At 60.6% G+C, this 22,102-nt stretch carries 21 protein-coding genes and 1 pseudogene; 16 read left to right on the top strand and 6 right to left on the bottom strand.

All coding sequences use genetic code 11. From position 1 onward, the window contains the following. Positions 1-67: 67 nt before the first annotated feature. The 4 genes from NXC14_RS31750 to NXC14_RS31735 all read right to left on the bottom strand — a co-directional run bounded on the left by NXC14_RS31750 (position 68) and on the right by NXC14_RS31735 (position 5,048). Positions 68-2,362, bottom strand: coding sequence for a molybdopterin guanine dinucleotide-containing S/N-oxide reductase (locus tag NXC14_RS31750; protein ID WP_085781937.1), 2,295 nt, complete (start codon positions 2,360-2,362; stop codon positions 68-70). Positions 2,363-2,400: 38 nt separating this feature from the next. After that, on the bottom strand, positions 2,401-3,777 hold the full coding sequence (locus tag NXC14_RS31745) for an FAD-linked oxidase C-terminal domain-containing protein (RefSeq protein WP_085781936.1): 1,377 nt from the start codon (positions 3,775-3,777) through the stop codon (positions 2,401-2,403). An 88-nt stretch (positions 3,778-3,865) separates the two neighbouring features. Continuing rightward, on the bottom strand, positions 3,866-4,468 hold the full coding sequence (locus NXC14_RS31740; RefSeq protein ID WP_085781935.1) for a DsbA family protein: 603 nt from the start codon (positions 4,466-4,468) through the stop codon (positions 3,866-3,868). A gap of 1 nt (position 4,469) precedes the next feature. After that, on the bottom strand, positions 4,470-5,048 hold the full coding sequence (locus NXC14_RS31735; protein WP_085782088.1) for a TetR/AcrR family transcriptional regulator: 579 nt from the start codon (positions 5,046-5,048) through the stop codon (positions 4,470-4,472). Positions 5,049-5,457: 409 nt separating this feature from the next. Here NXC14_RS31735 and NXC14_RS32835 point away from each other — a divergent pair, with 409 nt between their 5' ends. The 16 genes from NXC14_RS32835 to NXC14_RS31655 all read left to right on the top strand — a co-directional run bounded on the left by NXC14_RS32835 (position 5,458) and on the right by NXC14_RS31655 (position 21,066). Then, positions 5,458-5,634: a hypothetical protein gene (locus tag NXC14_RS32835; RefSeq protein WP_157131534.1), complete on the top strand. Its 177-nt coding sequence runs from the start codon at positions 5,458-5,460 to the stop codon at positions 5,632-5,634. 249 nt (positions 5,635-5,883) lie between these two features. Further along, the gene (gene msuE, locus NXC14_RS31725; protein WP_085781934.1) at positions 5,884-6,468 is read left to right on the top strand and encodes an FMN reductase; all 585 of its coding nucleotides are present in this window, start codon (positions 5,884-5,886) and stop codon (positions 6,466-6,468) included. A 30-nt stretch (positions 6,469-6,498) separates the two neighbouring features. Then, positions 6,499-7,608 (top strand): dimethylsulfone monooxygenase SfnG, encoded by a 1,110-nt coding sequence (gene sfnG, locus NXC14_RS31720; RefSeq protein WP_085781933.1) that lies wholly within the window; start codon positions 6,499-6,501, stop codon positions 7,606-7,608. Positions 7,609-7,721: 113 nt separating this feature from the next. Continuing rightward, positions 7,722-8,633, top strand: a complete 912-nt coding sequence (locus NXC14_RS31715) for an ABC transporter ATP-binding protein (protein ID WP_085781932.1) — start codon at positions 7,722-7,724, stop codon at positions 8,631-8,633. Beyond that, on the top strand, positions 8,633-9,529 hold the full coding sequence (locus tag NXC14_RS31710; protein WP_085781931.1) for a branched-chain amino acid ABC transporter permease: 897 nt from the start codon (positions 8,633-8,635) through the stop codon (positions 9,527-9,529). The genes NXC14_RS31715 and NXC14_RS31710 overlap by 1 nt, the downstream gene beginning before the upstream one ends. A 3-nt stretch (positions 9,530-9,532) precedes the next feature. Continuing rightward, positions 9,533-10,576, top strand: coding sequence for a branched-chain amino acid ABC transporter permease (locus tag NXC14_RS31705; RefSeq protein ID WP_085781930.1), 1,044 nt, complete (start codon positions 9,533-9,535; stop codon positions 10,574-10,576). A 71-nt stretch (positions 10,577-10,647) separates the two neighbouring features. After that, complete coding sequence (locus tag NXC14_RS31700; RefSeq protein WP_085781929.1) at positions 10,648-11,991, top strand: ABC transporter substrate-binding protein; 1,344 nt, start codon at positions 10,648-10,650, stop codon at positions 11,989-11,991. Between the two features lie 116 nt (positions 11,992-12,107). Continuing rightward, positions 12,108-12,887, top strand: coding sequence for an ABC transporter ATP-binding protein (locus tag NXC14_RS31695; RefSeq protein WP_085782087.1), 780 nt, complete (start codon positions 12,108-12,110; stop codon positions 12,885-12,887). Between the two features lie 37 nt (positions 12,888-12,924). Beyond that, positions 12,925-14,163 (top strand): SfnB family sulfur acquisition oxidoreductase, encoded by a 1,239-nt coding sequence (locus NXC14_RS31690; protein WP_085781928.1) that lies wholly within the window; start codon positions 12,925-12,927, stop codon positions 14,161-14,163. Positions 14,164-14,938: 775 nt separating this feature from the next. After that, positions 14,939-15,778, top strand: coding sequence for a transporter substrate-binding domain-containing protein (locus NXC14_RS31685; RefSeq protein WP_085781927.1), 840 nt, complete (start codon positions 14,939-14,941; stop codon positions 15,776-15,778). 30 nt (positions 15,779-15,808) lie between these two features. After that, positions 15,809-16,558 carry an amino acid ABC transporter permease gene (locus tag NXC14_RS31680; protein ID WP_085781926.1) on the top strand — a complete coding sequence of 250 codons (750 nt, stop codon included), beginning with the start codon at positions 15,809-15,811 and terminating at the stop codon, positions 16,556-16,558. Further along, positions 16,555-17,328 (top strand): amino acid ABC transporter permease, encoded by a 774-nt coding sequence (locus NXC14_RS31675; RefSeq protein WP_085781925.1) that lies wholly within the window; start codon positions 16,555-16,557, stop codon positions 17,326-17,328. Before NXC14_RS31680 ends, NXC14_RS31675 begins: the two co-directional genes overlap by 4 nt. A 10-nt stretch (positions 17,329-17,338) precedes the next feature. Then, on the top strand, positions 17,339-18,127 hold the full coding sequence (locus tag NXC14_RS31670; protein ID WP_085781924.1) for an amino acid ABC transporter ATP-binding protein: 789 nt from the start codon (positions 17,339-17,341) through the stop codon (positions 18,125-18,127). Between the two features lie 2 nt (positions 18,128-18,129). Next, entirely contained in the window at positions 18,130-19,470 is a 1,341-nt protein-coding gene (locus NXC14_RS31665) for an MmgE/PrpD family protein (RefSeq protein WP_085781923.1), read from the top strand. Between the two features lie 32 nt (positions 19,471-19,502). Then, positions 19,503-20,849 (top strand): LLM class flavin-dependent oxidoreductase, encoded by a 1,347-nt coding sequence (locus tag NXC14_RS31660; RefSeq protein WP_085781922.1) that lies wholly within the window; start codon positions 19,503-19,505, stop codon positions 20,847-20,849. Continuing rightward, on the top strand, positions 20,806-21,066 hold the full coding sequence (locus tag NXC14_RS31655) for an FCD domain-containing protein (RefSeq protein ID WP_198175602.1): 261 nt from the start codon (positions 20,806-20,808) through the stop codon (positions 21,064-21,066). The genes NXC14_RS31660 and NXC14_RS31655 overlap by 44 nt, the downstream gene beginning before the upstream one ends. 155 nt (positions 21,067-21,221) lie before the next feature. Here NXC14_RS31655 and NXC14_RS31650 read toward each other — a convergent pair. Both NXC14_RS31650 and NXC14_RS31645 read right to left on the bottom strand, forming a co-directional pair. Further along, positions 21,222-21,434, bottom strand: a pseudogene (locus tag NXC14_RS31650) (IS3 family transposase); the annotation flags it as partial. Positions 21,435-21,618: 184 nt separating this feature from the next. After that, entirely contained in the window at positions 21,619-22,041 is a 423-nt protein-coding gene (locus NXC14_RS31645; protein ID WP_085781921.1) for a helix-turn-helix domain-containing protein, read from the bottom strand. Positions 22,042-22,102 lie beyond the last annotated feature (61 nt).

Below are 22,102 nucleotides of genomic sequence, written 5' to 3'. Positions count from 1 at the left end.
CACTGCGAAACACGAGGATCAGGATTTCCGACGCCCTTCGCCCGCCAAGGGCGTCACCACCATCGGCCTATATGCCGGTGAACGTCATTCCATCGAGAACGCGCACGGGCGGCAATTCCCCTTCAAAGCGCTCGACCTCGACCTTTGTCAGTTGCCCGGTCGATGCCTGGGCAAGCTGAGACGTGCCCGTGTCCTTTGTCAGGATATTCGGGTTGCCATGAATGCAGATTGCAATCTCGGCATCAGCGTCATCAGGCTCGAACCAAGCGCCAGTGGCAAGTTGCATGACGCCCGGTTTCACATCCGCACTGATCACCGCAGCCGCCAGGCAACTGCCGCGGGCGTTAAACAGCCTGACAATATCGCGATCCGAAATGCCGCGCTCGACCGCATCGGCCGGATTAATGCGCACGGGTTCGCGCCCCTTGATCTTGGTCGAACGGCTGAAGTCGCCATAGTCCAGCTGGCTGTGAAGGCGCGAATGCGGCTGGTTGCAGACCAGATAGAGCGGATAGCGGCTTTCCGCCGGCGTGGCCGTCGGGTCAAACCAGCACGGATGTCCCCGGCAATCGTCATAACCAAAGCTCTCGATCGTTTCAGAGAAGATTTCGATCTTGCCCGAAGGTGTCGGCAGCGGATTGGCGTCCGGATCGGTTCGGAATGCACGCGCAGGGCCGCCATCGTCAGGTTTCACCGGCAGTTGCAGTTCGCCTTTCTCCCAGAACGTCTCGAAATCCAGCGCCGGGTGGCCAGCGGCTGCGAGTGCCGCGCGCGTTGTCTCGAAGAGGAAAGCAAGCCACTCGCGACTCGAGCGGTTTTCGGTGAATTCGCCGCGCTTGCCGAGACGCTCTGCGATATCGGCAAATATCTCGTAATCGTCGCGTGCTTCGCCGACTGGTTCGATGAGCCTCTTCATCGCGATCATCATGGGATCGCGGTCGGCTGCACCGATATCGTCGCGCTCGAGCGTCGTGGTCGCGGGCAGGACGATATCGGCGTGGCGTGCCGAGGACGTCCAGGCCGTCTCATGCACGATGATCGTTTCCGGCTTCTTGAACGCCCGGCGAAGCCTGTTGAGATCCTGATGGTGATGGAACGGGTTGCCGCCGGCCCAATAGACAAGGCGGATGTCAGGAAAGCGCAGAGCCTGGCCATTGTAGTGGAAGGGCTCGCCGGGTTTCAGCAGCATGTCGGCGATCCGTGCGACGGGAATGAAATCCGGCACCGGATTGTGGAATTGCTTGAGCGTCGGAAGGGGAACGGCAAGCTGGCTTTTGCCGATGTTGCCAAGGGCGCCGAGCGAATAGGAGAAGCCGCCGCCATCGAGCCCGATCTGGCCGAGCATGGCCGCCAGCACGATCCCCATCCAGACAGGCTGTTCGCCGTAATCGGCGCGCTGCAAGGAATGGCTGACGGTGATCAGCGTTCGGACGTTCGCCATGCGCCGCGCCAGATCCACGATCGTCTCGGCCGCGATACCGCAGATGCCTGCCGCCCATTGCGGGTTCTTTTCGACGCCATCCTCGCGTCCCAGCAGATAAGCCTCGAAGCGTGGATAGCCTGTCGTATAGCGGTCGAGAAATTTCCGGTCATGCCGTCCCTCGTGGACGAGGACGAAGGCGATTGCGAGCATGAGCGCGACATCGGTTCCGGGGATGACCGGCAGCCATTCAGCCTCCAGATCGGCGGCGAGATCATCCTTGAGGGGGCTTATGAGGACGAAACGCGCGCCGCGGGCACGGGCACCACTCAGCGCGGGACGTACGACGTGCCGGCTGATACCGCCGCCGTGGACATCGGTGTTCTTGACCGCCATGCCGCCGAAGGCAACGATCAGCTCGCTGCTGCGCTCGATCGCCTCCCAGGTGACGCTCTTTCGGTCGAAGCTATCGTAAGGACCGAGCACATGCGGAATGATGACCATCGCCGCGCCCGAACTGTAGGTATTGACCGATCTGACATATCCGCCAAGCACGTTGAGAAAACGATGGATCTGGCTTTGGGCATGATGAAAGCGTCCTGCGCTGGACCAGCCATACGAGCCGCCGAAAATCGCCTGCGGTCCGGCTTCGTCGTGAACGCGGCGAAGCTCGTTGGCGACAAGATCGAGCGCTTCCGGCCAGCTGACCTCCACATAACCGTCGCTCCCACGTTTCCCGGCATTATCAGGCTTGCCTTCAAGCCAGCCGCGCCTGACGGCTGGCCGCCGGATGCGGGCGGGGCTGTGGGCGATTGCGGGCAGATTGCCGAGCAGGGGCGACGGATGCGGGTCGGCCGGATGCGGCTGGATTTCGAGCTTTCCCTCCTGTTGCCGCCCGTAGAATGCGCCCCAATGAGAGCTGTGGGTCTTGAAGCCGTCCATTGCACAGTCTCCGGTCGTCGCGTTGACGAAGGCAGCGCTCACACTGGCAGGATTTTGCCAGGGTTCATGATGCCTTTGGGATCGATGGCATACTTCAACAGCGCCATCAGCTCGACGGCGTCTCCGTGTTCCTGACGCAGATAGCCGATCTTGCCGGTGCCGACGCCATGTTCTCCGGTCGACGTGCCACCGACGGAAATCGCGTGCTCCACCATCTTCTTGTTGATGGCGGCAACTTCGGCGATCTCGGCCTCGTTCTCGGGATCCAAGGCGAAGACCACATGATAGTTGCCGTCGCCCACATGGCCGAGGATGGCTGCGGGAACACTGCACTCTTTCAGCAGCGCGCGCGTCCTGAGGATGCATCCGCTCAACTCGGAGACGGGCACGCAGACATCGGATGACCAGCCCTTCGCATTCGGCCGTTGCGAGACGACTGCATAGAAGGCGTTGTGCCGGGCCTTCCAGAGACGATTTCGCTCCTCTGGCGCATTGGCCCATTCGAAATCCTTGCCACCCTGATCCTTGACGATTTCCGCAACAAGTTCGACCTGCTCCTGAACCGAGGCAGGAGATCCGTGGAACTCGAAGGCAAGCGTATCTTCAATCCTGATGGAGAGGCCGGAATAGGCGTTGGCGGCAGCAATTAGGCCACGGTCCATCAGCTCCATCCTAGCGACTGGGATGGAAAGCTGAACGATCGCGATTGCTGCGCTGACCGCCTGCTCCACACTCTCGAACGAGCAAAGGGCAGCCGAAATGGTTTCAGGAATGCCCTGCAGCCGCAACGTCACCTCGGTGATGATGCCGAGCGTGCCTTCCGAGCCGACGAAGAGGCGGGTGAGGTCATACCCAGCCGATGATTTGCGCGCCCTTCCGCCGGTGCGAATGACCTGGCCGCTCGGCAGCACGACGGTGAGCGACAGCACGTTCTCGCGCATCGTGCCATAGCGCACGGCGTTGGTGCCCGATGCGCGCGTTGCTGCCATGCCGCCGATCGTGGCGTTGGCACCCGGGTCGATCGGGAAGAACAGGCCCTGGTCCCGCAGATGTGCATTCAGCTGTTCACGGGTGACGCCGGCCTGAACGGTGCAATCGAGATCTTCGGCGCTGACGCGTACGATCTGCGACATCTGCGAAAGGTCGATGGATATGCCGCCGTGCACTGCGGTCAGGTGGCCCTCCAGTGAGGTTCCAGCCCCGAAGGCAATCACCGGCACGCCCGCCGCGGCACAGAGACGGACGGTTTCGGCAACATCGTCCGTGCTTTGTGCGAAGACCACGGCATCCGGTATTGCCGGCGCGTGGTGGGATTCACCGCGGCCGTGCTGTTCGCGTAGCGCCGGCGAGATCGAGAGCCGATTGCTGAACCTCGACAGCAGCTGATTGGATAGGTCGGCGGATAGGGCGCCCATTTCTCAGTTCCTCTGTCAGCTGTACCGGTGGCGAGAGCAATATCGCCCGGTGTAGATACAACACGTCTGCGCTGTAGGCTTACGGGTGTCAGACGGCGATCTTCTCACCGTTCAGATGGCGCTCCAGGAACGGCAGGCTGTCCTGTCCCCAGTAGAGCTCGTCGTCATAGCGAAACGTGGGAAGCCCAAAGATACCAGCGCTCTTGGCGCCTTCGATGTTTGAATGCCAGACCGAATGGATCGCCTCCGACTGGGCTCGTTCTTCGAGCCTTGCTGCATCGAAGCCTGCCTGCTCGGCTATCGCCTGGCGGACTTCACTTCGGCCAATATCATCACCATTCGTCCAGAAGGCGGCCTGGAGAGCGCGCGTCAGCTTGAGCCAGTCGAGGCCATCCTCGATGGCGGCAATGACCATGAAGCCTGCGGGAGTCGGATCGGAAAGGGCACCGCGATTTTCGAAATTGAGCGTCTTGCCGCGCAAAGCCGCCCAGCGCTTCAGGTCTTTTGTCCAGTAGGCGCGGCGCGCCTCGGGCCTGTTGCGGGAATAGATGCCGCCGTTGTCCTCTATCACCGAGATGACGTGTGGTCGGATCGACACCCCGTACCTTCCGGCAAGTTCCGAAAAGGCATCGAGACCGATGAAGGACCAGGGCGAACCGATGCCGAAGAAATAGTCAATTGCTTCTGTCATGCTATGCCTGTTCAGCATCCTTGATTTGGGAAAGTGCGGCGTCGAAGACGAAAAGGGCGCAGTCCCTGGCGGTCAGCACAGCCTGCGGGTCGCGGCCGACGGCAACCGTCGCCAGTGCTCCTTCGTAGAGAAGGGAAAGATGAGCGGCCGCACGACTCGTCTCGACGCCCGCTTTCGTCATGAGCGCGGCGAAAATCTGGCTCACCGTTGTCTTGTGAGCGCGCGCGACATTGACAACGCGTTCTGAATCACCGTGCTCGGCGACCGCAAGAGCGAATGCGCATCCTCGAAATTCAGGACTATCCGCTTTCTCATGCAGACGTTCGAAGATCAGGTTGAGCTGATCGCGCGGATTAGGTGCCTCGTCGAGAACGGATTCAAGAGAGCGGATAACCCGCTCATGGCGATCCTGAAGATAGGCCGCGACGAGATGATCCTTGGACGGGAAATGCCGGTAAAGCGTCGCCTTGGCGATTTTGGTTTCGTCGATGATGCGATCGATGCCGACAGCGCGGATCCCCTCCCGATAGAAGAGCGCACCGGCCGACGCAAGAATGTGATCGGAAATAGAAGCTTTCATAACCTTGAAATCATTGATTGGCATTCGGCGCAGGGCGTCTTTAGGTCTCTTCTAAACCGCTATCTCAAGAACAAGAAAGACAGGTCATTCCACTTCTAAGGTGCCTTAAAGAATTTTTTTCCAAGCCGAAGATGTGCCAGTGTTGGACCGGTGCAGCGTGTGACGATGACGTTCGCGCCTTCGACGCCGCGGTGTCACTGTCGGCACGTTTAGGCGGCATCATCGGGAATGAATATGGCGGTGATCTCTTTGCCACCCATACGTGAAGAGATCGCTGGGTCTTATTGCCAGACCCCCATTTGACCTGCAGAGGCGTTGGGGGGCCGGGCTACGGCCAGCCCCCCGATATTTCCACGCTATCAGCCGCGGAGGAAGCCAGTAGGTCGGCGTCCAAGGGGTCCTTGTCAACATGCAGCAATCCATGCGCACCGCCTTCATAAACGATCAGCTTGGCATGCGGAACGAGCCCAGCAGTCAATTTCGCGGAAATCTCCAGCGCGGCGATTTGATCGTCGCTGCCGTGGACTACCAGTGCGGCGACGGTGATCTTCTTCAGGTCGTCGAAGTCGATGGTTCACCGCTTTGAGAGTGGCATGCGGCGGTATTCCACTCGCGATCGAACGCTATCGGCGCTTCACGCACTACCTCCAGATAAAGGCGAGCCACTCCCCGAACGCTTCTCGACAGGCGGAGGTGAGCACTGGCACGGACAGACGAATATTTCGAAAAATGGATGTTCTTTAGAATTTGATAATCCAAACGTCGCCAAATCAAACAGCATGTGGCTTTGCACATATTCCACTAAATTTATAGGGTTTATGTAGTGGAGGGTCCCATGAAAGAACTGCGCATCGTTGGAATATCAGGAAACGTAAAGGCGCCATCGCGTACATCGACATTGGTAGGATCGGTCTTGCGTCAAATCGAGTCCGAGCTGGGGCTTACCGGGCGGCACATCGATTTGTCTGTGTCGGCGCCGGCGATCTTCCGGGCCTTGCGGGCCGACCAATTGGATACGGAAGGCGGGGAAATCATCCGCGCAGTAGAGAATGCGGATGTTCTGGTGGTCGGTTCGCCGGTTTATCGCGCCTCCTATAGCGGAGCACTCAAGCACCTGTTCGACCTGGTTCACTATGAGGCGCTCATCGGCAAGCCTGTGATCCTTGTCGCAACGGGGGGGACGCCGTTGCATGGTTTGATGATCGATCATCAGTTGCGGCCCTTGTTCAGCTTCTTCAAGGCGCTGCCGCTGCCAACCTCGGTCTATGCGATCGAGAGTGAGTTCGACTCATACGCCGTTTCAAGTCCGGACATTCAGAAGCGGATCAGAGCGGCGGTGCGCGAACTGGAACTGATCATTCCGCACGCCAGGACGTTTGCCTTGGCCCGCGACGAAGAACAGTCACGGCTAAGCGCCTGACAAATAGATAATAATTACGGAGAGAGACCGATGTCACAATCGAAGAAAGAACCCTTGAAGTTTGCCTACTGGGTGCCGAACGTATCCGGCGGCCTAGTTATCAGTTCGGTCGAACAGCGCACCGATTGGGGCATCGACTACAATCGCAAGCTCGCCCAGATTGCCGAGCAATCAGGGTTTGAATATGCCTTGAGCCAGATTCGCTTCACGGCCGGATATGGCGCCGACAACCAGCACGAGTCGGTTTCCTTCTCCCACGCGCTCCTTGCCGCCACCGAAAAGCTCCGCGTCATTGCCGCCGTTCTGCCAGGCCCGTGGAACCCGGCGGTGCTCGCCAAGCAGATTTCCACCATCAGCCACCTCACCAACGGCCGTGTCGACGTCAATATCGTCTCCGGCTGGTTCCGGGGCGAGTTTGCCGCCATCGGCGAACCCTGGCTGGACCATGACGAGCGCTATCGCCGCTCTGAGGAATTCATTCGCGCGATCCGCGGCATCTGGACGGAGGACGTCTATAACCTGCGCGGCGACTTCTATCGCTTCACGGATTACTCGATGAAGCCGAAACCGATTGGCGGCATCCCGCAGGTATTCCAGGGTGGCTCCTCGCGCGCTGCCCGCGACATGGCGGCCCGGGTTTCCGATTGGTACTTCACCAATGGCAACACGCCAGAAGGCCTGAAGGCCCAGGTGGATGACATCCGCGCCAAGGAAAAGGCGTTCGGCAAGAGCTGGCGCACGAAGATCGGCATGAATGCCTTCGGCATCGTCCGATCTTCGGAGAAGGAAGCGCAGGAGGTCCTGCAGGAGATTCTCGACAAGGCGATCCCCGAGGCGGTTAAGGGGTTCCATCACGAAGTCCAGAACGCCGGGAACGCCTCGCCGGAACGCGAAGGCAACTGGGCGAAATCCACCTTCCAGGACCTGGTACAGTACAATGACGGTTTCCGTTCAAACCTGATCGGCACACCGGAACAGGTGGCCGAACGCATCATCGGTCACAAGCGGGCGGGCGCCGACCTCATTCTGCTCGGCTTCCTGCATTTCCAGGAAGAGGTGGAATATTTCGGCAAGCACGTCCTGCCGATTGTCCGCGAACTGGAAGCGATCGAAGATCAACGGTTGGAAGCCGCCGAGTAACGGCTTCCCTCCCAAATTGAAAATGGCGAACGGCTCCCTTTGCGGGGAGCCGGCCGGTGGCGTGCGGCCATCGGGTCGCACCTGACGGACTTCTGCGCACAACGGAGCAGACGATGGTGAATGCGCATTACACAGCACTCGATGAGACCGTCACGCCGAGGGAATATCCCCCGCTGCCGGCGGCCACGCCATCGAGCGGTGCCTTGGGGAACCTAGCAGACAGTGCGCCTGCCCGTCAGCCGATATTGGCGCTTGAGGGGATCTCGCTCTCTTTTGGCGGTGTCACAGCGATCTCGGATGTCGATCTGGCAATCCAGTCTGGAGAAATTAGGGCGATCATCGGTCCGAACGGCGCCGGCAAGAGCTCTCTGATCAACGTGATTTCGGGGCAATACCGGCCGGATACCGGCCGGGTCAGCCTCAATGGCAAGACCTATACGCAGGTGCCAGTGCAGAAAGCCGCGCGGCTCGGCATCGCCCGCACTTTCCAGAATCTCGCTTTGTTCAAGGGGCTCACGGTTCTCGAAAACGTCATGACCGGCCTGACATTCCAGCGCCGCGCCACCGTCATCGGCCAGGCGCTTGGTTCGCCGCGCGCCCGCCGCGAGGAGCGCGAGGTGCGTGAACGTGCAAGGCAGGTCATCGACTTCCTGCATCTCGGCCATGTTCACGACCGGCTTGCCGGCTCGCTGCCCTATGGCCTGCAGAAGCGCGTCGAACTTGCCCGCGCCCTGGCGCCAGATCCGAAGATCCTGCTGCTCGACGAACCGATGGCCGGCATGACCGCCACCGAAAAGCAGGAAATGGCCGGCTTCGTCCGGGCCGCTCGCGAAGATTACGGCACGACGATCATCCTGATCGAACACGATATCGGCATGGTCATGGGGCTTTCGGACCGGATCGCCGTCCTCGACTACGGCCGCAAGATCGCTGACGGCACGCCGGCCGAAGTGCGAACCGACCAGGCCGTCATCGACGCCTATCTCGGCGTTGCCCGCGAGGACGAGGAAGAGGCGGACGCATAATGGAAAGCTTCGACTATCTCTTTTTCCTCGAGGTACTGACCGGTGGATTGCTTTCCGGTGTCATGTACTCGCTCGTCGCTATCGGTTTCGTGCTGATCTACAAGACGTCAGGCGTGTTGAATTTTGCGCAAGGGGCGCTGCTCCTGTTTGCCGCTCTTACCTTTGTCTCGCTGGTCGAGCGCGGGGTGCCGATCTATCTCGCGCTTCTGCTAACCTTCGCCATCATGGTGGTGCTTGGCATCGGCGTCGAGCGCGTAGTGCTCCGCCCCCTTGTCAACAAGCCGCCGATCACGCTGTTCATGGCAACGCTCGGGCTTTCCTACATCATCGAGGGGGCTGCCCAGCTCCTCTGGGGCACTCAGGTCCATGCCCTGGAACTTGGCATCGAGGATGTGCCTTTCGAATTTTACGGCGTCTTCATCTCGCAGTTTGATCTCTTCGCCTCGGCCGTCGCAGCCTTGATGGTCATCGGGCTGACACTGTTCTTCCGCTATACCCGGGTCGGCCTGACTTTCCGTGCGGTGGCGGACGACCAGTTCGCAGCACTCGCCGTCGGGCTTCGCCTACCGCGGATCTGGGCCACAGTGTGGGCAACCTCCGGTCTCGTCGCGCTGGTCGCAGGCCTCCTCTGGGGCGCGCGCAGCGGGGTTCAATTCTCGCTTTCGCTCGTGGTTCTGAAGGCCCTGCCGGTGCTGGTGCTCGGCGGTTTCGATTCGATTGCCGGCGCCATCATCGGCGGCCTGCTGATCGGCGCCTCGGAAAAGCTCGCCGAAGTGTATATCGGCGAATATTTCGGCGGCGGCATCGAGGGTTGGTTTGCCTATGTCATCGCGCTGGTCTTCCTGCTCGTTCGGCCCTCTGGCCTGTTCGGGCAAAAACTCGTGGAAAGGGTTTGAGCCATGGCTGTCATTAACTCCGAGCCCGTCTTGTCTGCAAAGCTTCCTGGCTGGCTCGCACCGCTCGCCATCCTCAGCCTCGCAGGGACCGTGCCCTTTATCGGCTCGAGCTATCTGATCGAAGCGCTGCTGTTGCCGTTCCTGGCGCTATCGCTGGCTGGCGTCGGGCTCAATCTGCTCACCGGCTATGCCGGCCAGGTGTCGCTCGGCAGCGCCGCTTTCATGGCAGTCGGCGCCTTCGCCGCCTTCAATTTCAATCTGCGCGTCGAGGGCTTGCCGCTTCTCGTTTCTATCGCGCTCGCCGGCAGCGTCGCAGCTTCCGTCGGTATCGTCTTTGGCCTGCCGAGCCTGCGCCTGCGCGGTTTCTATCTCGCCGTTTCGACGCTCGCGGCGCAGTTCTTCGTACAGTGGGCGCTGACCAAGTTCGGCTGGTTCTCAAATGACAACCCATCAGGCGTGATCGACGCGCCGAAGCTCACCGTTGCTGGCATCGATTTCGACAGTTCGACCGGGCGCTACTACTTTGCGCTCATCATCGTGACGGTGCTGACCTTCTTCGCCTGGCGCGTCGCGTCCTCCCAGACCGGCCGCAATTTCATCGCCATTCGCGACAACGAGACGGCGGCCCGGATCATCGGCGTACCTGTGCTGCGCACCAAGTTGCTCGCCTTCGCGCTGTCCTCCTTCATCATCGGCGTTGCCGGCGCACTCTGGGCCTTTGCCTATCTGCGCACGGTCGAGCCTGCCGGTTTCAATCTCGACCGGTCGTTCCAGATCCTGTTCATCATTATCATCGGCGGTCTGGCGACGATCCGCGGAGCCTTCCTGGGCGCGGCACTGATGGTGGTCTTTCCAGTCCTGCTGTCGCGTGTCGGATCGTTCCTCCTGGGCGACCTGTTCGATTCCGGCGTGCTCGACATGAGCCAGCGGATCGTCATTGGCGCACTCATCATCGCCTTCCTGATCCTCGAGCCCGATGGGCTTGCGGCGCTCGCAAGACGGCTTCCGGGGCGGTTCAGGCAAAGCGCGCCCGAACCAGCCGGCTGAGCCGCGACATCATCATCTTCGAAATGCATTGGAACACCGGCAAAGGCCGGTCAACAGAGGGAGTTTGTCCAATGAAACGTCTGAAAACCACATTCAAGGCGGCGGTCGCAGCGCTCGCCATCATCGGTGGGGTCGGCCTGGCGCCTGCCCATGCCGATGAGCAATATTTCCCGCTGCAGAGCTATCGCGTCGGACCCTATGCGGCCGGCGGAACCGGTTTCTTCGGTGGTTTCATCGATTATCTGAACCTGATCAACACCCGCGACGGCGGCGTGAACGGGGTCAAGCTCACCTGGGACGAATGCGAAACCCAGTATGAGGTTGAGCGCGGCGTCGAATGCTACGAGCGCCAGAAGAGCCATCCGAACGCGGCAGCCTGGAACCCGCTTTCGGTCGGCATCGCCTACGCCATGATCGACCGCATCACTGGCGACAAGGTGCCGCTGATCACAGTGAACCACGGCCGCACCGACTCGACCGACGGGCGCGTCTTCCCCTACGTCTTCCCGCTGCTGCTCAACCCCTATTCGGAGACCTCAGGCATTGTGAATTACCTTGCCTCGAAGGAAGGCGGGCTCGACAACCTCAAGGGCAAGAAGATCGTCGTACTTTATCACGGTTCGCCCTATGGCAAGGAAACCATTCCAATCTATGAGCTATTGGCTGAGAAGTATGGCTTCACCGTCCAGCAGATCGAAGTGCCTCATCCCGGCAACGAGCAGCAGTCGCAATGGCTGACGATCCGCCGCGCCAAGCCCGACTACGTCGTTCTGCGCGGCTGGGGTGTGATGAACCCGGTGGCGCTGAAGACGGCGGCGAAGGTCGGCTTCCCTGCTTCCAAGATCGTCGGCAATGTTTGGTCGAACTCGGAAGAAGACGTCATCCCTGCAGGTGAGGCGGCGGTCGGCTATACCGCCATCACCACCCAGGCTTCGGGTCAGCAATATCCTGTCCTGCAGGAGATTGTGAAGACCCTCTACGACCAGGGCAAGGGTAATCTGGAAGACAAGAAGCGTATCGGTTCCGTCTACCACAACCTCGGCATCGTCAACGGCATCCTGAATGTCGAGGCGATCCGCACCGCACAGGAAAAGTTCGGCGAGCGGACGCTGACCGGTGACGAAGTGCGATGGGGCTTCGAACATCTGAAACTTGACGAAGCCAAGGTCGCTGCACTCGGCGCCAAGGACCTCTTCCACTCCATCAACGTCTCCTGGGACAACCACGAAGGTGATGGCTATGTGACCTTCCAGCAATGGGACGGCAAGAAGTGGAACGTCGTCTCCGACTGGATCGCCCCGGACTGGAAACTGCTGCGTCCGATCATCGAAAAGTCTTCAGAAGCCTATGCCAAGGAGAAGGGCATCAAGCTGCGCACGGCGGCCGATGCCGAAGGCACAGTGACCACCAACTGACGACATGAGGGATGGCTTCCGCCGCCATCCCTCAGCTCATCGCCGGCGCGGCAGCTTTGATCAGCAGAGGGCGATCGCCCGCCGCGCCTTTCGCCATCGATTTCGGAGCGAGTGATATGTCCGACGAAACGATCCTTCTCGATGTCCGGTCCCTGCAAGCCGTCTACAACAAGGCGATCAAAGCCCTGAACGACGTGAGCTTTCAGGTGCGGCGGGGCGAGATCCTCGCCCTTCTCGGGTCAAACGGTGCGGGCAAGACAACCGTCCTGAAGGCAATCTCGAACCTGCTGCCGGCGGAGCGAGGCCAGGTCACATCGGGAACGATCCTTTTCGAAGGGCACAACGTCCTGAGCGCGAAGCCGGCTGACCTCGTTCGCACCGGTCTGGTGCAAGTGCTTGAAGGCCGCCATTGCTTCAAGAGCCTCTCGGTCGAGGAAAACCTCATCTCCGGCGGCCTCGGTCGCTCATCATCCAGGCGCGAGATTGCCGCCGACCTCGAGCGCATCTATGCCACTTTTCCCCGGCTGAAGGAGAAACGCCGTACCGCGGCAGGGCTTACATCAGGCGGTGAGCAGCAGATGACGGCAATCGGCCGCGCGCTGATGTCGCGGCCACGGCTTCTTGTTCTCGACGAACCGTCGATGGGGCTTGCGCCGCTTGTTATCAAGGACATCTTCCGCTCCCTCAAGGCGCTGAATCGCGATGAAGGCCTTTCGATCCTCGTAGCTGAACAGAATTCGACGGTGGCGCTTCAGTACGCCGACCATGCCACCGTCATCGAAAACGGCATCGCCGTGCTGTCGGGTTCTGCTGCTGAATTGCGCAGCCGTGACGACATCAAGGCTTTTTACCTCGGCGAAGGCGCCGCTTTCGCACACGACAGGCCGGCGGCCTGATCCAATCTCACATCCGTCACTTAGAAGGGAGACCAGAATGAACGTCATTGCCAAGACAGACAGGGTTGCCGTACCCGGTGTTAAGCGGCCGGACAAGCCGGCGCATATCATTAAGGATGATGCGGAAGCAATCGCCGTTGCCCATCGCCTCGCCGCCGAATTCGTCAAGGGTTCCGCCGATCGTGACCGCGAGCGGATCTGGCCGGCGGAGGAACTCGATGCCTTCTCGCAGAGCGGGCTGTGGTCGATCAACGTGCCCAAAGCCTTCGGCGGACCGGAGGTCTCCTACGTTACGCTTGCCAAGGTGGTCGAGATCATCTCCGAGGCGGATTCGTCGATCGGGCAGATCTCGCAGAACCATCTCGGCGTCGTGGCGGCGATCCGGACAGTCTCGGACAAAGCGCAGCAGGAATTGTTGTTCGGGGAGATTCTCAAGGGTACGCGCTTCGGCAATGCATTTTCCGAGTTCGGCTCAAAACGCGCCGTCGATTTCGAGACCAGATTCGACGATCATGGCGACCACGTGGTGGTCAATGGACAGAAGTTCTATTCGTCGGGCGCGTTGCTGGCTCACAAGGTGCCGATCGTAGCGCTCGATGATGAAGGTCGTGCCTGGTATGCGATCGCCGATCGCGACGCGCCGGGTTTGACCGTCATCGACGACTGGTCGAGCTTCGGTCAGCGGACCACGCTTTCGGGAACGGTCGTGCTCGATAGTGTGAAAGTCGACAAGGCCTGGCTGGTTCCCGGCTACAAGGGCTATGACAAGCCGACAGCGGACGGTGCAATCTTCCAGATCATCCAGGTTGCCGTCGATACCGGCATCGCATCGGCGGCAATCAAGGAGACGATCGACTTCGTTCGCACCAAGTCGCGGGCGTGGGTCGACAGTGGCCTCGATCATGCCTGGGATGATCCATATACAATCCAGGCGGTCGGTGGACTCCAGCTCAGGCTGCATGCGGCGCAGGCGCTGCTCGACAAAGCCGGACTTGCGATCGACCGAGCGGTTGCCGATCCCAATGCCGACACCGTGGCGGAAGCCCAAATCTTCACGGCCGAGGCCAAGATTCTCTCAACTGAGATCGCCATCGAGGCAACCAATAAGCTATTCGAATTGGCCGGCACCCGCTCGACGCTTGCCGAACACAATCTCGACCGCCACTGGCGCAATGCACGGACGCATACGCTGCACGATCCGGTGCGATGGAAATATTCGATCCTCGGTAAATACTTCCTCAATGGAGAGAAGCCGCCGCTGCACGCTTGGAGCTAAGGCGGCACGGGCGCTTCAAAACTCAGAAAAAAGGGGGTGGCGAGAGCGAGATCTCGCCACCGTCATGGATCCTCGGCCGTCAGAATGCGATTCGAACTCTCAGGTCTCTTTCTTAAAATCCGGGAGGACGAGATCTGGTGATATGTCCCGCGACATCGTCTGCGCGGTCGGCGAACGGCACCGCAACAAGATCTGCCTGAGTTTTAGCACCACTTGCATTCTGCGTGGCATCCGACGCGGGCGGGTAGCCGAACGAGGCCGCGAAGGACCACTTGTTTGATACTTCGGTTGCTCGAACGTACAGCAACGCGGCGATCAGTGTCCGCTTCGGGCCGAACTCGGACCAACGGGATAGGAATGCCAGTATCCGCAGAACGCGCCTAGAGGCATCAGAAGGCGCCGTACATCAACCCTCCCGGCAGCCGAAATTGCCTTGTGACCGGCACAGCTCCTTCAGGGGCAGATGAACAAGCCACGGGTCGTTGTTTCGACTTCCTTCAACTGCATCCGATAGCGGAACAACCGGGTCGGCGGTTCGTATCGTTTCAAGGCGACAAAGTTAGGTTGTCATTCGTGCCATTCCCATGCGAGTCCCATTGTCACCCTAAGGGTGTTCGCATCGTACAGAATCTCGGCAGTGCTTTGGAAAGCTTGCCTCGGAAATCTATCGTTTTTATAGATTTATTCTGAGGCTCTGCCCTCATTTGGTAAGTTGTTTCTCGTTTGGTCCAGCCGCCCTCTTTAGTTTTCGCACCGACTTAGGAGCTTTGAAGCGATGAACTTTGCCAGAAAAATCTCGATTGCCCTCTTTGCCGCGGCCGTTTCTATCGGTGCGTTCGGGACGGTTGCGTATGCCGATGCCACGCTCGACCGTATCAAGGGGCGCGGCGCGCTCACCGTCGGCGTCATCCTGTCCGGCGCGCCGTTCGGCTATATCGATCCGGCGAGCCAGGAACAGAAGGGCTATAATATCGACATCGCCAAGACGCTGGCAGAGAAGCTCGGCGTCAAGCTGGAGACGGTGACGGTGACGCCGCCTAACCGCGTGCAGTTCCTGCAACAGGGCAAGGTGGATATTCTCATCGCCAACATGCAGTACACCGACGAGCGTGCCAAGATCCTCGACTATGTGCCGACGCCTTACGACCGCAGCGGCGGTGCCGCCGTCGGCCGCAAGGATAGCGGCCTGAAGGACTGGGGCGACCTGAAGGGTAAGCCTGTCTGCGTATCCCAGGGCTCGAACTACGCACAGCCGCTCACCGAGGAATACGGCGCTGAGGTCAAGGCGCTGCCGAGCCAGCCGGAATCGCTGCTGGCGCTGCAGGGCGGCAATTGCGTCGCCGCCGTCCATGTTGGCGCTACCGTCGGGCTACTGCTGAAGGATCGCCCCGAAGAGTGGAAGGACTACACCATTCTCTTCCCGACCGAACTCATCCCGTCCGATTCCGTGATCTGGCTGCGCAAGGGCGAAAGCGACACCCGCGACGCGCTCGATAAGGTCATTCGCGAGCTGCATGCCGATGGCAAGCTTCTCGAATATGCGAAAGCCAATCGGCTGCTCAACACCACATATCTCGAGGAAGAGCACAAGAAGCTCGAGAACGAGGGCAAGTGACGTCTTACGTCGCTTGAAGCAAGACTTGCCATGGAGAACTCCCTTCTTCAGGCCTTCATAGACTGGACAGGCAGGATCGGGCTCCATTACGAGTTTCTTGCCAGCGGTTATGAGGCGCAGATCTGGCGTGGAGGTTTCATCACCACGCTCTACCTCATCGTGCTGTTGATTCCGGTCAGCCTTGCGTTCGGCCTACTCTTCGCGGCCATGCTAACCTCCAGCCGTAGGCTGCTGTCGCTGCCCGTCAGGGCGTTCATCGAGATTACCCGCAACACGCCGACGCTGGTGCAGCTGATGTTCAGCTTCCTTGTGCTGAACACGCTCGTCTCCGATGTGCTGGGCGGGGCGCAGAACAACCCGCTCTCGCCATTCTTCTGGGTCGTGGCCGTGGTCGGTCTGCATGTGGCGGCCCTGCATGCGGACGCCATCCGCGCCGGCATCGAGGCGGTGCCAGACCAGACCGTGGAGGCGGCGCGCAGCATCGGCTTCAGCCGGCTGCAAATCCTGCGCTTCGTCGAGGCTCCCCTCGCCATCCGCGCCTCGCTGCCGGCCATCGTGAACAATCTGATCAATCTGGTGAAGCTGACCACCGTCGGCAATGCAATCGCGGTCAGCGAGATCACCTATGCCTCGATCATGGTCTGGACGCAGCGCGACAATGTGGTGGAGTTGATGATCGTCATCCTGCTGTTCTTCAGCGCCGTCAACCTGGCCGTCGCCCGCCTCGGCCTTTGGGTCGAAAAGCGGCTGGCCGTGCCGGGATTCGGGGTGGGATCATGACGGGCACGAGAATGCTGTCGGCGTCGGCACATAGCCGGTTGCCTTGGCTATTCGGCGCGCTGATCCTTTTGGCGGCCGTCTGGCTGCTGGCGGACCTGTCGCTGCTCAAGGTGCTGGTCGAATGGCTGCCTTATCTCGGCAGTGGTTTCCTCATGAACATTCTGATCAGCTTGCTTGCTATGACCGGCGGCACGGTAGTCGGGGTGGTCCTCGGCATTCTGGAGCTCGCTCCGCTGAAGATCGTCCGCTATCCGGTCGTCTTCTACGTGCAGGTGTTCCGCAACGCGCCACATCTCGTGCTGATCTTCGCCACCACCTATATCTTTCCCTTCGAGATCGTGGTCTTCGGCCACTATCTGCCCTTCCCCGACTGGCTGAAGGCGGTGATCGGGCTGGCCATTCCGGCCAGCGCCTATGTGGCCGAGATCACGCGCGGCGCGGTCCAGTCGATAGCCACGACGCAATGGGAGGCCGCCAAGGGGCTGGGTTTCTCCCGCCTTCAGGCGCTGCGCTGGATCATCCTGCCGCAATGCGCCCGTCGGTCGTTGCCGCCTTGGATGAACCTCTTCGGTTCCATCACCATGGGAACCGCGCTCGCCTCGCTGGTGGGCGTCCATGAGCTGCTGCATGCCGCCACCGACGCCAGCACCGCCGTTCGCCGGCTGGATTTCACCGTCCTTGCCTATATCGTCGTCATGGCGGCGTTCTTTGCGCTTTGCTATCCCATTTCCAGCCTGACGCGTCGCCTCGAGCGCCGCCTGAAAGCTTAAAGGAGCCGGCATGAGCCAAGCTCAGACCAATCCGATCGTCGAACTGGCCGATGTGCATCTCGCCTACGGACCGACCGAGGTTTTGAAGGGGATCGATCTTTCCGTTGCCCGCGGACAGACGGTCTCGATCATCGGGCCGTCGGGTTCCGGCAAGTCGACGATCCTGCGTTGTATCAACGCGCTGGTCGCGCCGCAGACGGGCCGCATTTCGGTCAATGGCCTGCGTGTCGACCAGATGCGCAGCGAGGCCGAGCGCATCAAGCTGCGGCAGAAGATCGGCATCGTCTTCCAGCAATACAATCTGTTTCCGCATCTGACCGTGCTCGACAATATCACGATCGCCCCGACGCGAATCCTCGGCGTCAACAAGGCCGATGCCGAACGTCACGCCCGCGATCTTCTGGCGCGCGTGCGCCTGTCCGAAAAGGCAAACGTCTATCCCGGGCAGCTGTCCGGCGGCCAACAGCAGCGCGTGGCGATTGCCCGCGCCCTCGCCATGCGGCCGGATCTCGTCCTCTTCGACGAAGTGACCTCGGCGCTGGACCCGGAGACCGTCGGCGAAGTGCTCGCCGTCATTCGCGATCTCGTCAAGGAAGGCATGACGAGCATTCTGGTCACGCATGAGATGCGCTTTGCCGAGGAGATCAGCGATGTCGTGGTCTTCACCGAAAACGGCCGCATCGTTGACCAGGGACCGCCCGAAGCTATCTTCCAGGCATCGACAAATGCGCGAATCCGCCGCTTCGTCAACGGCCTTGCCGGTGCGCGGTCTTCGCTCGAAGACGGTGAGGGAATTTGACGATGGAAAAGGCCTTCCCGCTGACGACTGCCTTTGCCGAAGCCATCACATCGGTCGATCCGCTGCGCGATGAGGCGGCTGTCGCCGCAGCCCGCACCGCGATCGTCGATTGGCTGGCCTGCGCCTTCGGCGGCTCCGCCGACCGCACGACACGTATCCTGCTGGAACAGTTGCCGGCAGGCCCGGGCGACGCCGTTATCGTCGGGCAGGGGCGGCGCACGGATGCATTGACGGCCGCTCTGGTCAATGCCCATGCCGGCCATGTGCTCGATTATGACGACGTGCACGCAAGCGTGCGCGGTCACCCGACGACGGTCATCATTCCGGCTCTGCTGGCGCTGGCGTCAGAGAGGCCGATATCGGCGGACCGCTTGATCGCCGGCTACATCGTCGGCCTCGAAGCCATGGCGCGGCTCGGCCTCTCGCTCGGCATGCGCCATTACGAAAACGGCTTTCATGCAACGGCAACGCTCGGCACGATCGGTGCTGCCGCGGCCGTCGCCCATGTGCTTGGCTATTCGGTCACCGAGACGGCCACGGCGCTGGGACTTGCCTCCACGCATTCGAGTGGCCTGCGCCTGCAGTTCGGTCACGATGCCAAACCCTATCATGCCGGCATGGCGGCGCGCTCGGGTCTGTTGTCGGCCAAGCTCGCCAAGGCAGGCTTCGGGGGTGCTAGGGATTTCCTCGACAATCCGATCGGCTTTTATTCGGCCTTCGCCTTTGGCGAGGAGCAGCCGAAGGCAGCCGTCGAAGGCTGGGGCTCGCCTTGGCAGATCGCAGCACCCGGCCTGACGCTCAAGGCCTTTCCCTGCTGCACGGCAAGTCACCCGGTCGCGATGATCGGTCTTCAGCTTCGCAAAGAGGGATTGAACACAGAACAGATCGAGGGGATCGTCATCACCTTCCCGCCGGGAGGCGATGCGGCACTGGTCGTGACGGATCCGACAACCGGCATCGATGCGCGCTTCAGCGCCGAATACGTCTTTGCGACGGCCCTGGTCGACGGCGCTCTGAAGATCGGCCATTTCGGAGAGGCGCCGGTAAGAGAAGACCTGATGGCGGTCGCGCGACGCGTTCGCCGCCGGTATGACGAGACGGCGCCACGCCTTTCCAACGATCCGAAAACGCGCTTCGTCATTGCCGAGGTAGCGCTCAAGGATGCAAGCCGTCTGACACGCGAGTTCAAGGGCTTGCCTGGCTTAAGCGATTCCACCGAAAAATTCCGCGACGCCACTCGCAACCATCCGGCCGTGTCGGCCGTTCCCGATCTGGTAAGAACCATGCACGGCGAGGATGACCTTCATCGCCTCATCCAGCTTCTATCCAATAGTTTGAGCTGATCCGAGTTTCAATAAACGCAAGGCATGCACCTATGAGCAAGACCCGCAAGATCCATCTTGGCCTTTTCCTACAAGGTGCCGGCCATCACGTCTCCGGCTGGCGTCATCCGCAAGCGGAATCCGGCAGCGAGAATTTTGACCTGCTGCGGCGGGTGGCCCGGATCGCCGAGGCTGCGAAGTTCGACATGCTCTTTCTGGCGGACGGCCTGACGAGCGGTCTCGACGCCCATCCCTCTATGATTGCCCGTTTCGAGCCGCTGACCCTGCTCGCCTCGCTTGCGATGGTGACCGACAAGATCGGTCTCGCCGCGACGGCTTCGACCACCTATGGCGAGCCCTATCATCTCGCCCGCGCTTTCGCCTCGATCGACCATCTGAGCCATGGACGCGCGGCCTGGAACATCGTCACCACTTCCTATGCCCGCACGGCCGCCAATTTTTCCAAGAGCCACCCGGAGCATGACGAGCGTTATGCGGTGGCGGAAGAGTTCGTCGACGTGGTGCGCGGCTTATGGGACAGCTGGGCCGACGATGCCTTTCCGAAGGACAAGGAGAGCGGCGTCTATGCCGATCCCGCCAAAGTGCGGGTGCTCGATCACGCCGGCAAATACTATTCCGTCAAGGGTCCGCTCAATATCCCACGCCCGCCGCAGGGCCATCCCGTGCTGATCCAGGCCGGCTCCTCCGGCCCGGGCCAGGATCTTGCCGCCCGCACCGCCGATATCGTCTTTACTGCTCAGCAGAGCCTCGACGAGGCGCAGGCCTTCTACAAGAGCCTGAAGAGCAAGGTCGCCGGGTTCGGGCGCAGTCCGGACGACGTTGCCGTCATGCCGGGCTTCCTGCCCGTTATCGGCCGAACGGTTGCCGAGGCGCGCGAGAAGCTGGACGTGCTGAACCGCTGGACTGACATCAAGAGTGCCATGCCGCTTCTGGAAGAGCGTCTCGGCCACAGCCTAGCGGACTATGATCTCGACGGCCCGCTGCCCGACCTGCCGATTTCCGACCAGCTGCGCAGCCGCGCCGAGCTTTTGACCGAGCTTGCCCGCCGCGAAAAACTGACGATCCGCGAACTTGCCTTGCGCGTCGCCGCCGGCCGCGGCCATCATATCGTGCTCGGAACGGCCGAAGAAATCGCCGATCGCATGCAACAATGGTTCGAAAACCGCGCGGCGGACGGTTTCAACGTCATGCCGCCCTTCTTCCCCGGTGGCCTCGAGGATTTTGCCAACGACGTCGTACCGATCCTGCAGGAAAGAGGCCTCTTCCGTCGCGATTACGAGGGCACGACATTGCGCGATCATTTGGGCATCACCCGACCGGCCTGGGCTAGTCACGTTGCGGCTCCTGGCCAAGCTGATCGAGCATCAGCAGTTTCATGACGCAAACATTCGACGCGTCATTCAGCTCGACCCGATCGAGCGCAAGAAGGCGCTCGAAGAGCACGTCAGCATTGCAAAGGCGATCATCGCCGGCGACGCCGATGTCGCCGAACGTGTGATGCGCGACCACGTGGTCCGATCCGGGGAGACCTATCTCACCATGGTATTCGGAAAACAAGGGGATTATGTGACGCGAGCGATAAGATTGAGGCCGTGAGGAAGGCCCTGAAAGGCATTTCGGGGTCCTGGTTACGCCCTATCTGGAGGATGGCGCGATCGACGTCGACAAGCGCGGTGAACTAATCAGACGTCTGGCTCACGATCTCGACAAGCTGGAAGCAACCGGAGCAACCTTCACGATCATGAACGGCTTGCCTCGGACATGCCGTTTGACTGCGGGCTCGCGACGGGCGTGAAGCAGGGCGTCAGATTAAGCGCCTGGGCAAACAGCCTCGCGTCCCGCGCTGTATAGGCCGAGCCATTGTGCGAGAGATGCTCGATAGCATGTGGGGCTCGGGTTGCGCCGAAGCGTTTCTCGACTGCCTCCAGCATCATGTCGCGGACATCGGAGCCGGAGATGCCTGAAAGAAGATAAGGATTAGCGGGTACATAGTTACATGCGCAGGAGGAGTTCTAATCCGTTAAAGAGCGCTGAGTGCGATCACGGTCGTTTGGGACAACCCTGATTGGGCGCTGCACGGTAGCAAGCGCAGAACCTGCTCGAAAGCTTTGCGCGGGCATTACATCCGCATGCGAGTTTCAATTCATTTCAGGTGTTCATTCGAATTGGCCTTGTTCCTAGTTTCGCGCCAGTTACCTCGTCGATAGCTATCGGTTGAACCTCTTCACCAGTCTCGACGTCGACATAACGGGCGAGGTTGCCGCCTGAGTGGCGGTGCGCCCATGCGCCGATCATCATCAGTACGGGCAGGAAGTCCCGGCCGGCCTCGGTGAGAACATATTCGTCGCGTGGGGGCTTTTCCGAATAAAGCCTCCTTTCCAGCAAGCCATCCTCCGTCAACGCTTTGAGCCGCTTGGTGAGCATGGTCGGCACGATGCCAAGGCTCTTTCTGAACTGGTCGAAGCGGGTCAGTCCTGCATGCGCGTCTCTGAGGACGAGAATGCTCCAGGCATCGCCTACTGACTGAAGTCCGCGTGCTACCGGGCACTGTGGAGTTGAACTATTTTTCATTCGGTATCATTTCGATAGTGACATAGTATCGAAAAGATAGTAACACGGCATCAGAAAATAA

The organism is Rhizobium sp. NXC14 (genome assembly GCF_002117485.1).
In the GTDB taxonomy this organism is placed as follows: domain Bacteria; phylum Pseudomonadota; class Alphaproteobacteria; order Rhizobiales; family Rhizobiaceae; genus Rhizobium.
The sequence above is the reverse complement of the archived record's forward strand: the minus strand, read 5'-3'. Positions and strand labels throughout refer to the sequence as shown.

Bases quoted from the DNA above. Each gene is read 5' to 3' on its own strand.
- NXC14_RS31645 (WP_085781921.1), bottom strand. From the start codon at position 22,041: ATGAAAAATAGTTCAACTCCACAGTGCCCGGTAGCACGCGGACTTCAG.
- NXC14_RS31690 (WP_085781928.1), top strand. From the start codon at position 12,925: ATGAACGTCATTGCCAAGACAGACAGGGTTGCCGTACCCGGTGTTAAG.
- NXC14_RS31745 (WP_085781936.1), bottom strand. From the start codon at position 3,777: ATGGGCGCCCTATCCGCCGACCTATCCAATCAGCTGCTGTCGAGGTTC.
- NXC14_RS31700 (WP_085781929.1), top strand. From the start codon at position 10,648: ATGAAACGTCTGAAAACCACATTCAAGGCGGCGGTCGCAGCGCTCGCC.
- NXC14_RS31750 (WP_085781937.1), bottom strand. From the start codon at position 2,362: ATGGACGGCTTCAAGACCCACAGCTCTCATTGGGGCGCATTCTACGGG.
- NXC14_RS31680 (WP_085781926.1), top strand. From the start codon at position 15,809: ATGGAGAACTCCCTTCTTCAGGCCTTCATAGACTGGACAGGCAGGATC.
- NXC14_RS31685 (WP_085781927.1), top strand. From the start codon at position 14,939: ATGAACTTTGCCAGAAAAATCTCGATTGCCCTCTTTGCCGCGGCCGTT.
- NXC14_RS32835 (WP_157131534.1), top strand. From the start codon at position 5,458: ATGCAGCAATCCATGCGCACCGCCTTCATAAACGATCAGCTTGGCATG.
- NXC14_RS31705 (WP_085781930.1), top strand. From the start codon at position 9,533: ATGGCTGTCATTAACTCCGAGCCCGTCTTGTCTGCAAAGCTTCCTGGC.
- NXC14_RS31660 (WP_085781922.1), top strand. From the start codon at position 19,503: ATGAGCAAGACCCGCAAGATCCATCTTGGCCTTTTCCTACAAGGTGCC.
- NXC14_RS31740 (WP_085781935.1), bottom strand. From the start codon at position 4,468: ATGACAGAAGCAATTGACTATTTCTTCGGCATCGGTTCGCCCTGGTCC.
- msuE (WP_085781934.1), top strand. From the start codon at position 5,884: ATGAAAGAACTGCGCATCGTTGGAATATCAGGAAACGTAAAGGCGCCA.
- NXC14_RS31670 (WP_085781924.1), top strand. From the start codon at position 17,339: ATGAGCCAAGCTCAGACCAATCCGATCGTCGAACTGGCCGATGTGCAT.
- NXC14_RS31665 (WP_085781923.1), top strand. From the start codon at position 18,130: ATGGAAAAGGCCTTCCCGCTGACGACTGCCTTTGCCGAAGCCATCACA.
- sfnG (WP_085781933.1), top strand. From the start codon at position 6,499: ATGTCACAATCGAAGAAAGAACCCTTGAAGTTTGCCTACTGGGTGCCG.
- NXC14_RS31715 (WP_085781932.1), top strand. From the start codon at position 7,722: ATGGTGAATGCGCATTACACAGCACTCGATGAGACCGTCACGCCGAGG.
- NXC14_RS31735 (WP_085782088.1), bottom strand. From the start codon at position 5,048: ATGAAAGCTTCTATTTCCGATCACATTCTTGCGTCGGCCGGTGCGCTC.
- NXC14_RS31710 (WP_085781931.1), top strand. From the start codon at position 8,633: ATGGAAAGCTTCGACTATCTCTTTTTCCTCGAGGTACTGACCGGTGGA.
- NXC14_RS31695 (WP_085782087.1), top strand. From the start codon at position 12,108: ATGTCCGACGAAACGATCCTTCTCGATGTCCGGTCCCTGCAAGCCGTC.
- NXC14_RS31675 (WP_085781925.1), top strand. From the start codon at position 16,555: ATGACGGGCACGAGAATGCTGTCGGCGTCGGCACATAGCCGGTTGCCT.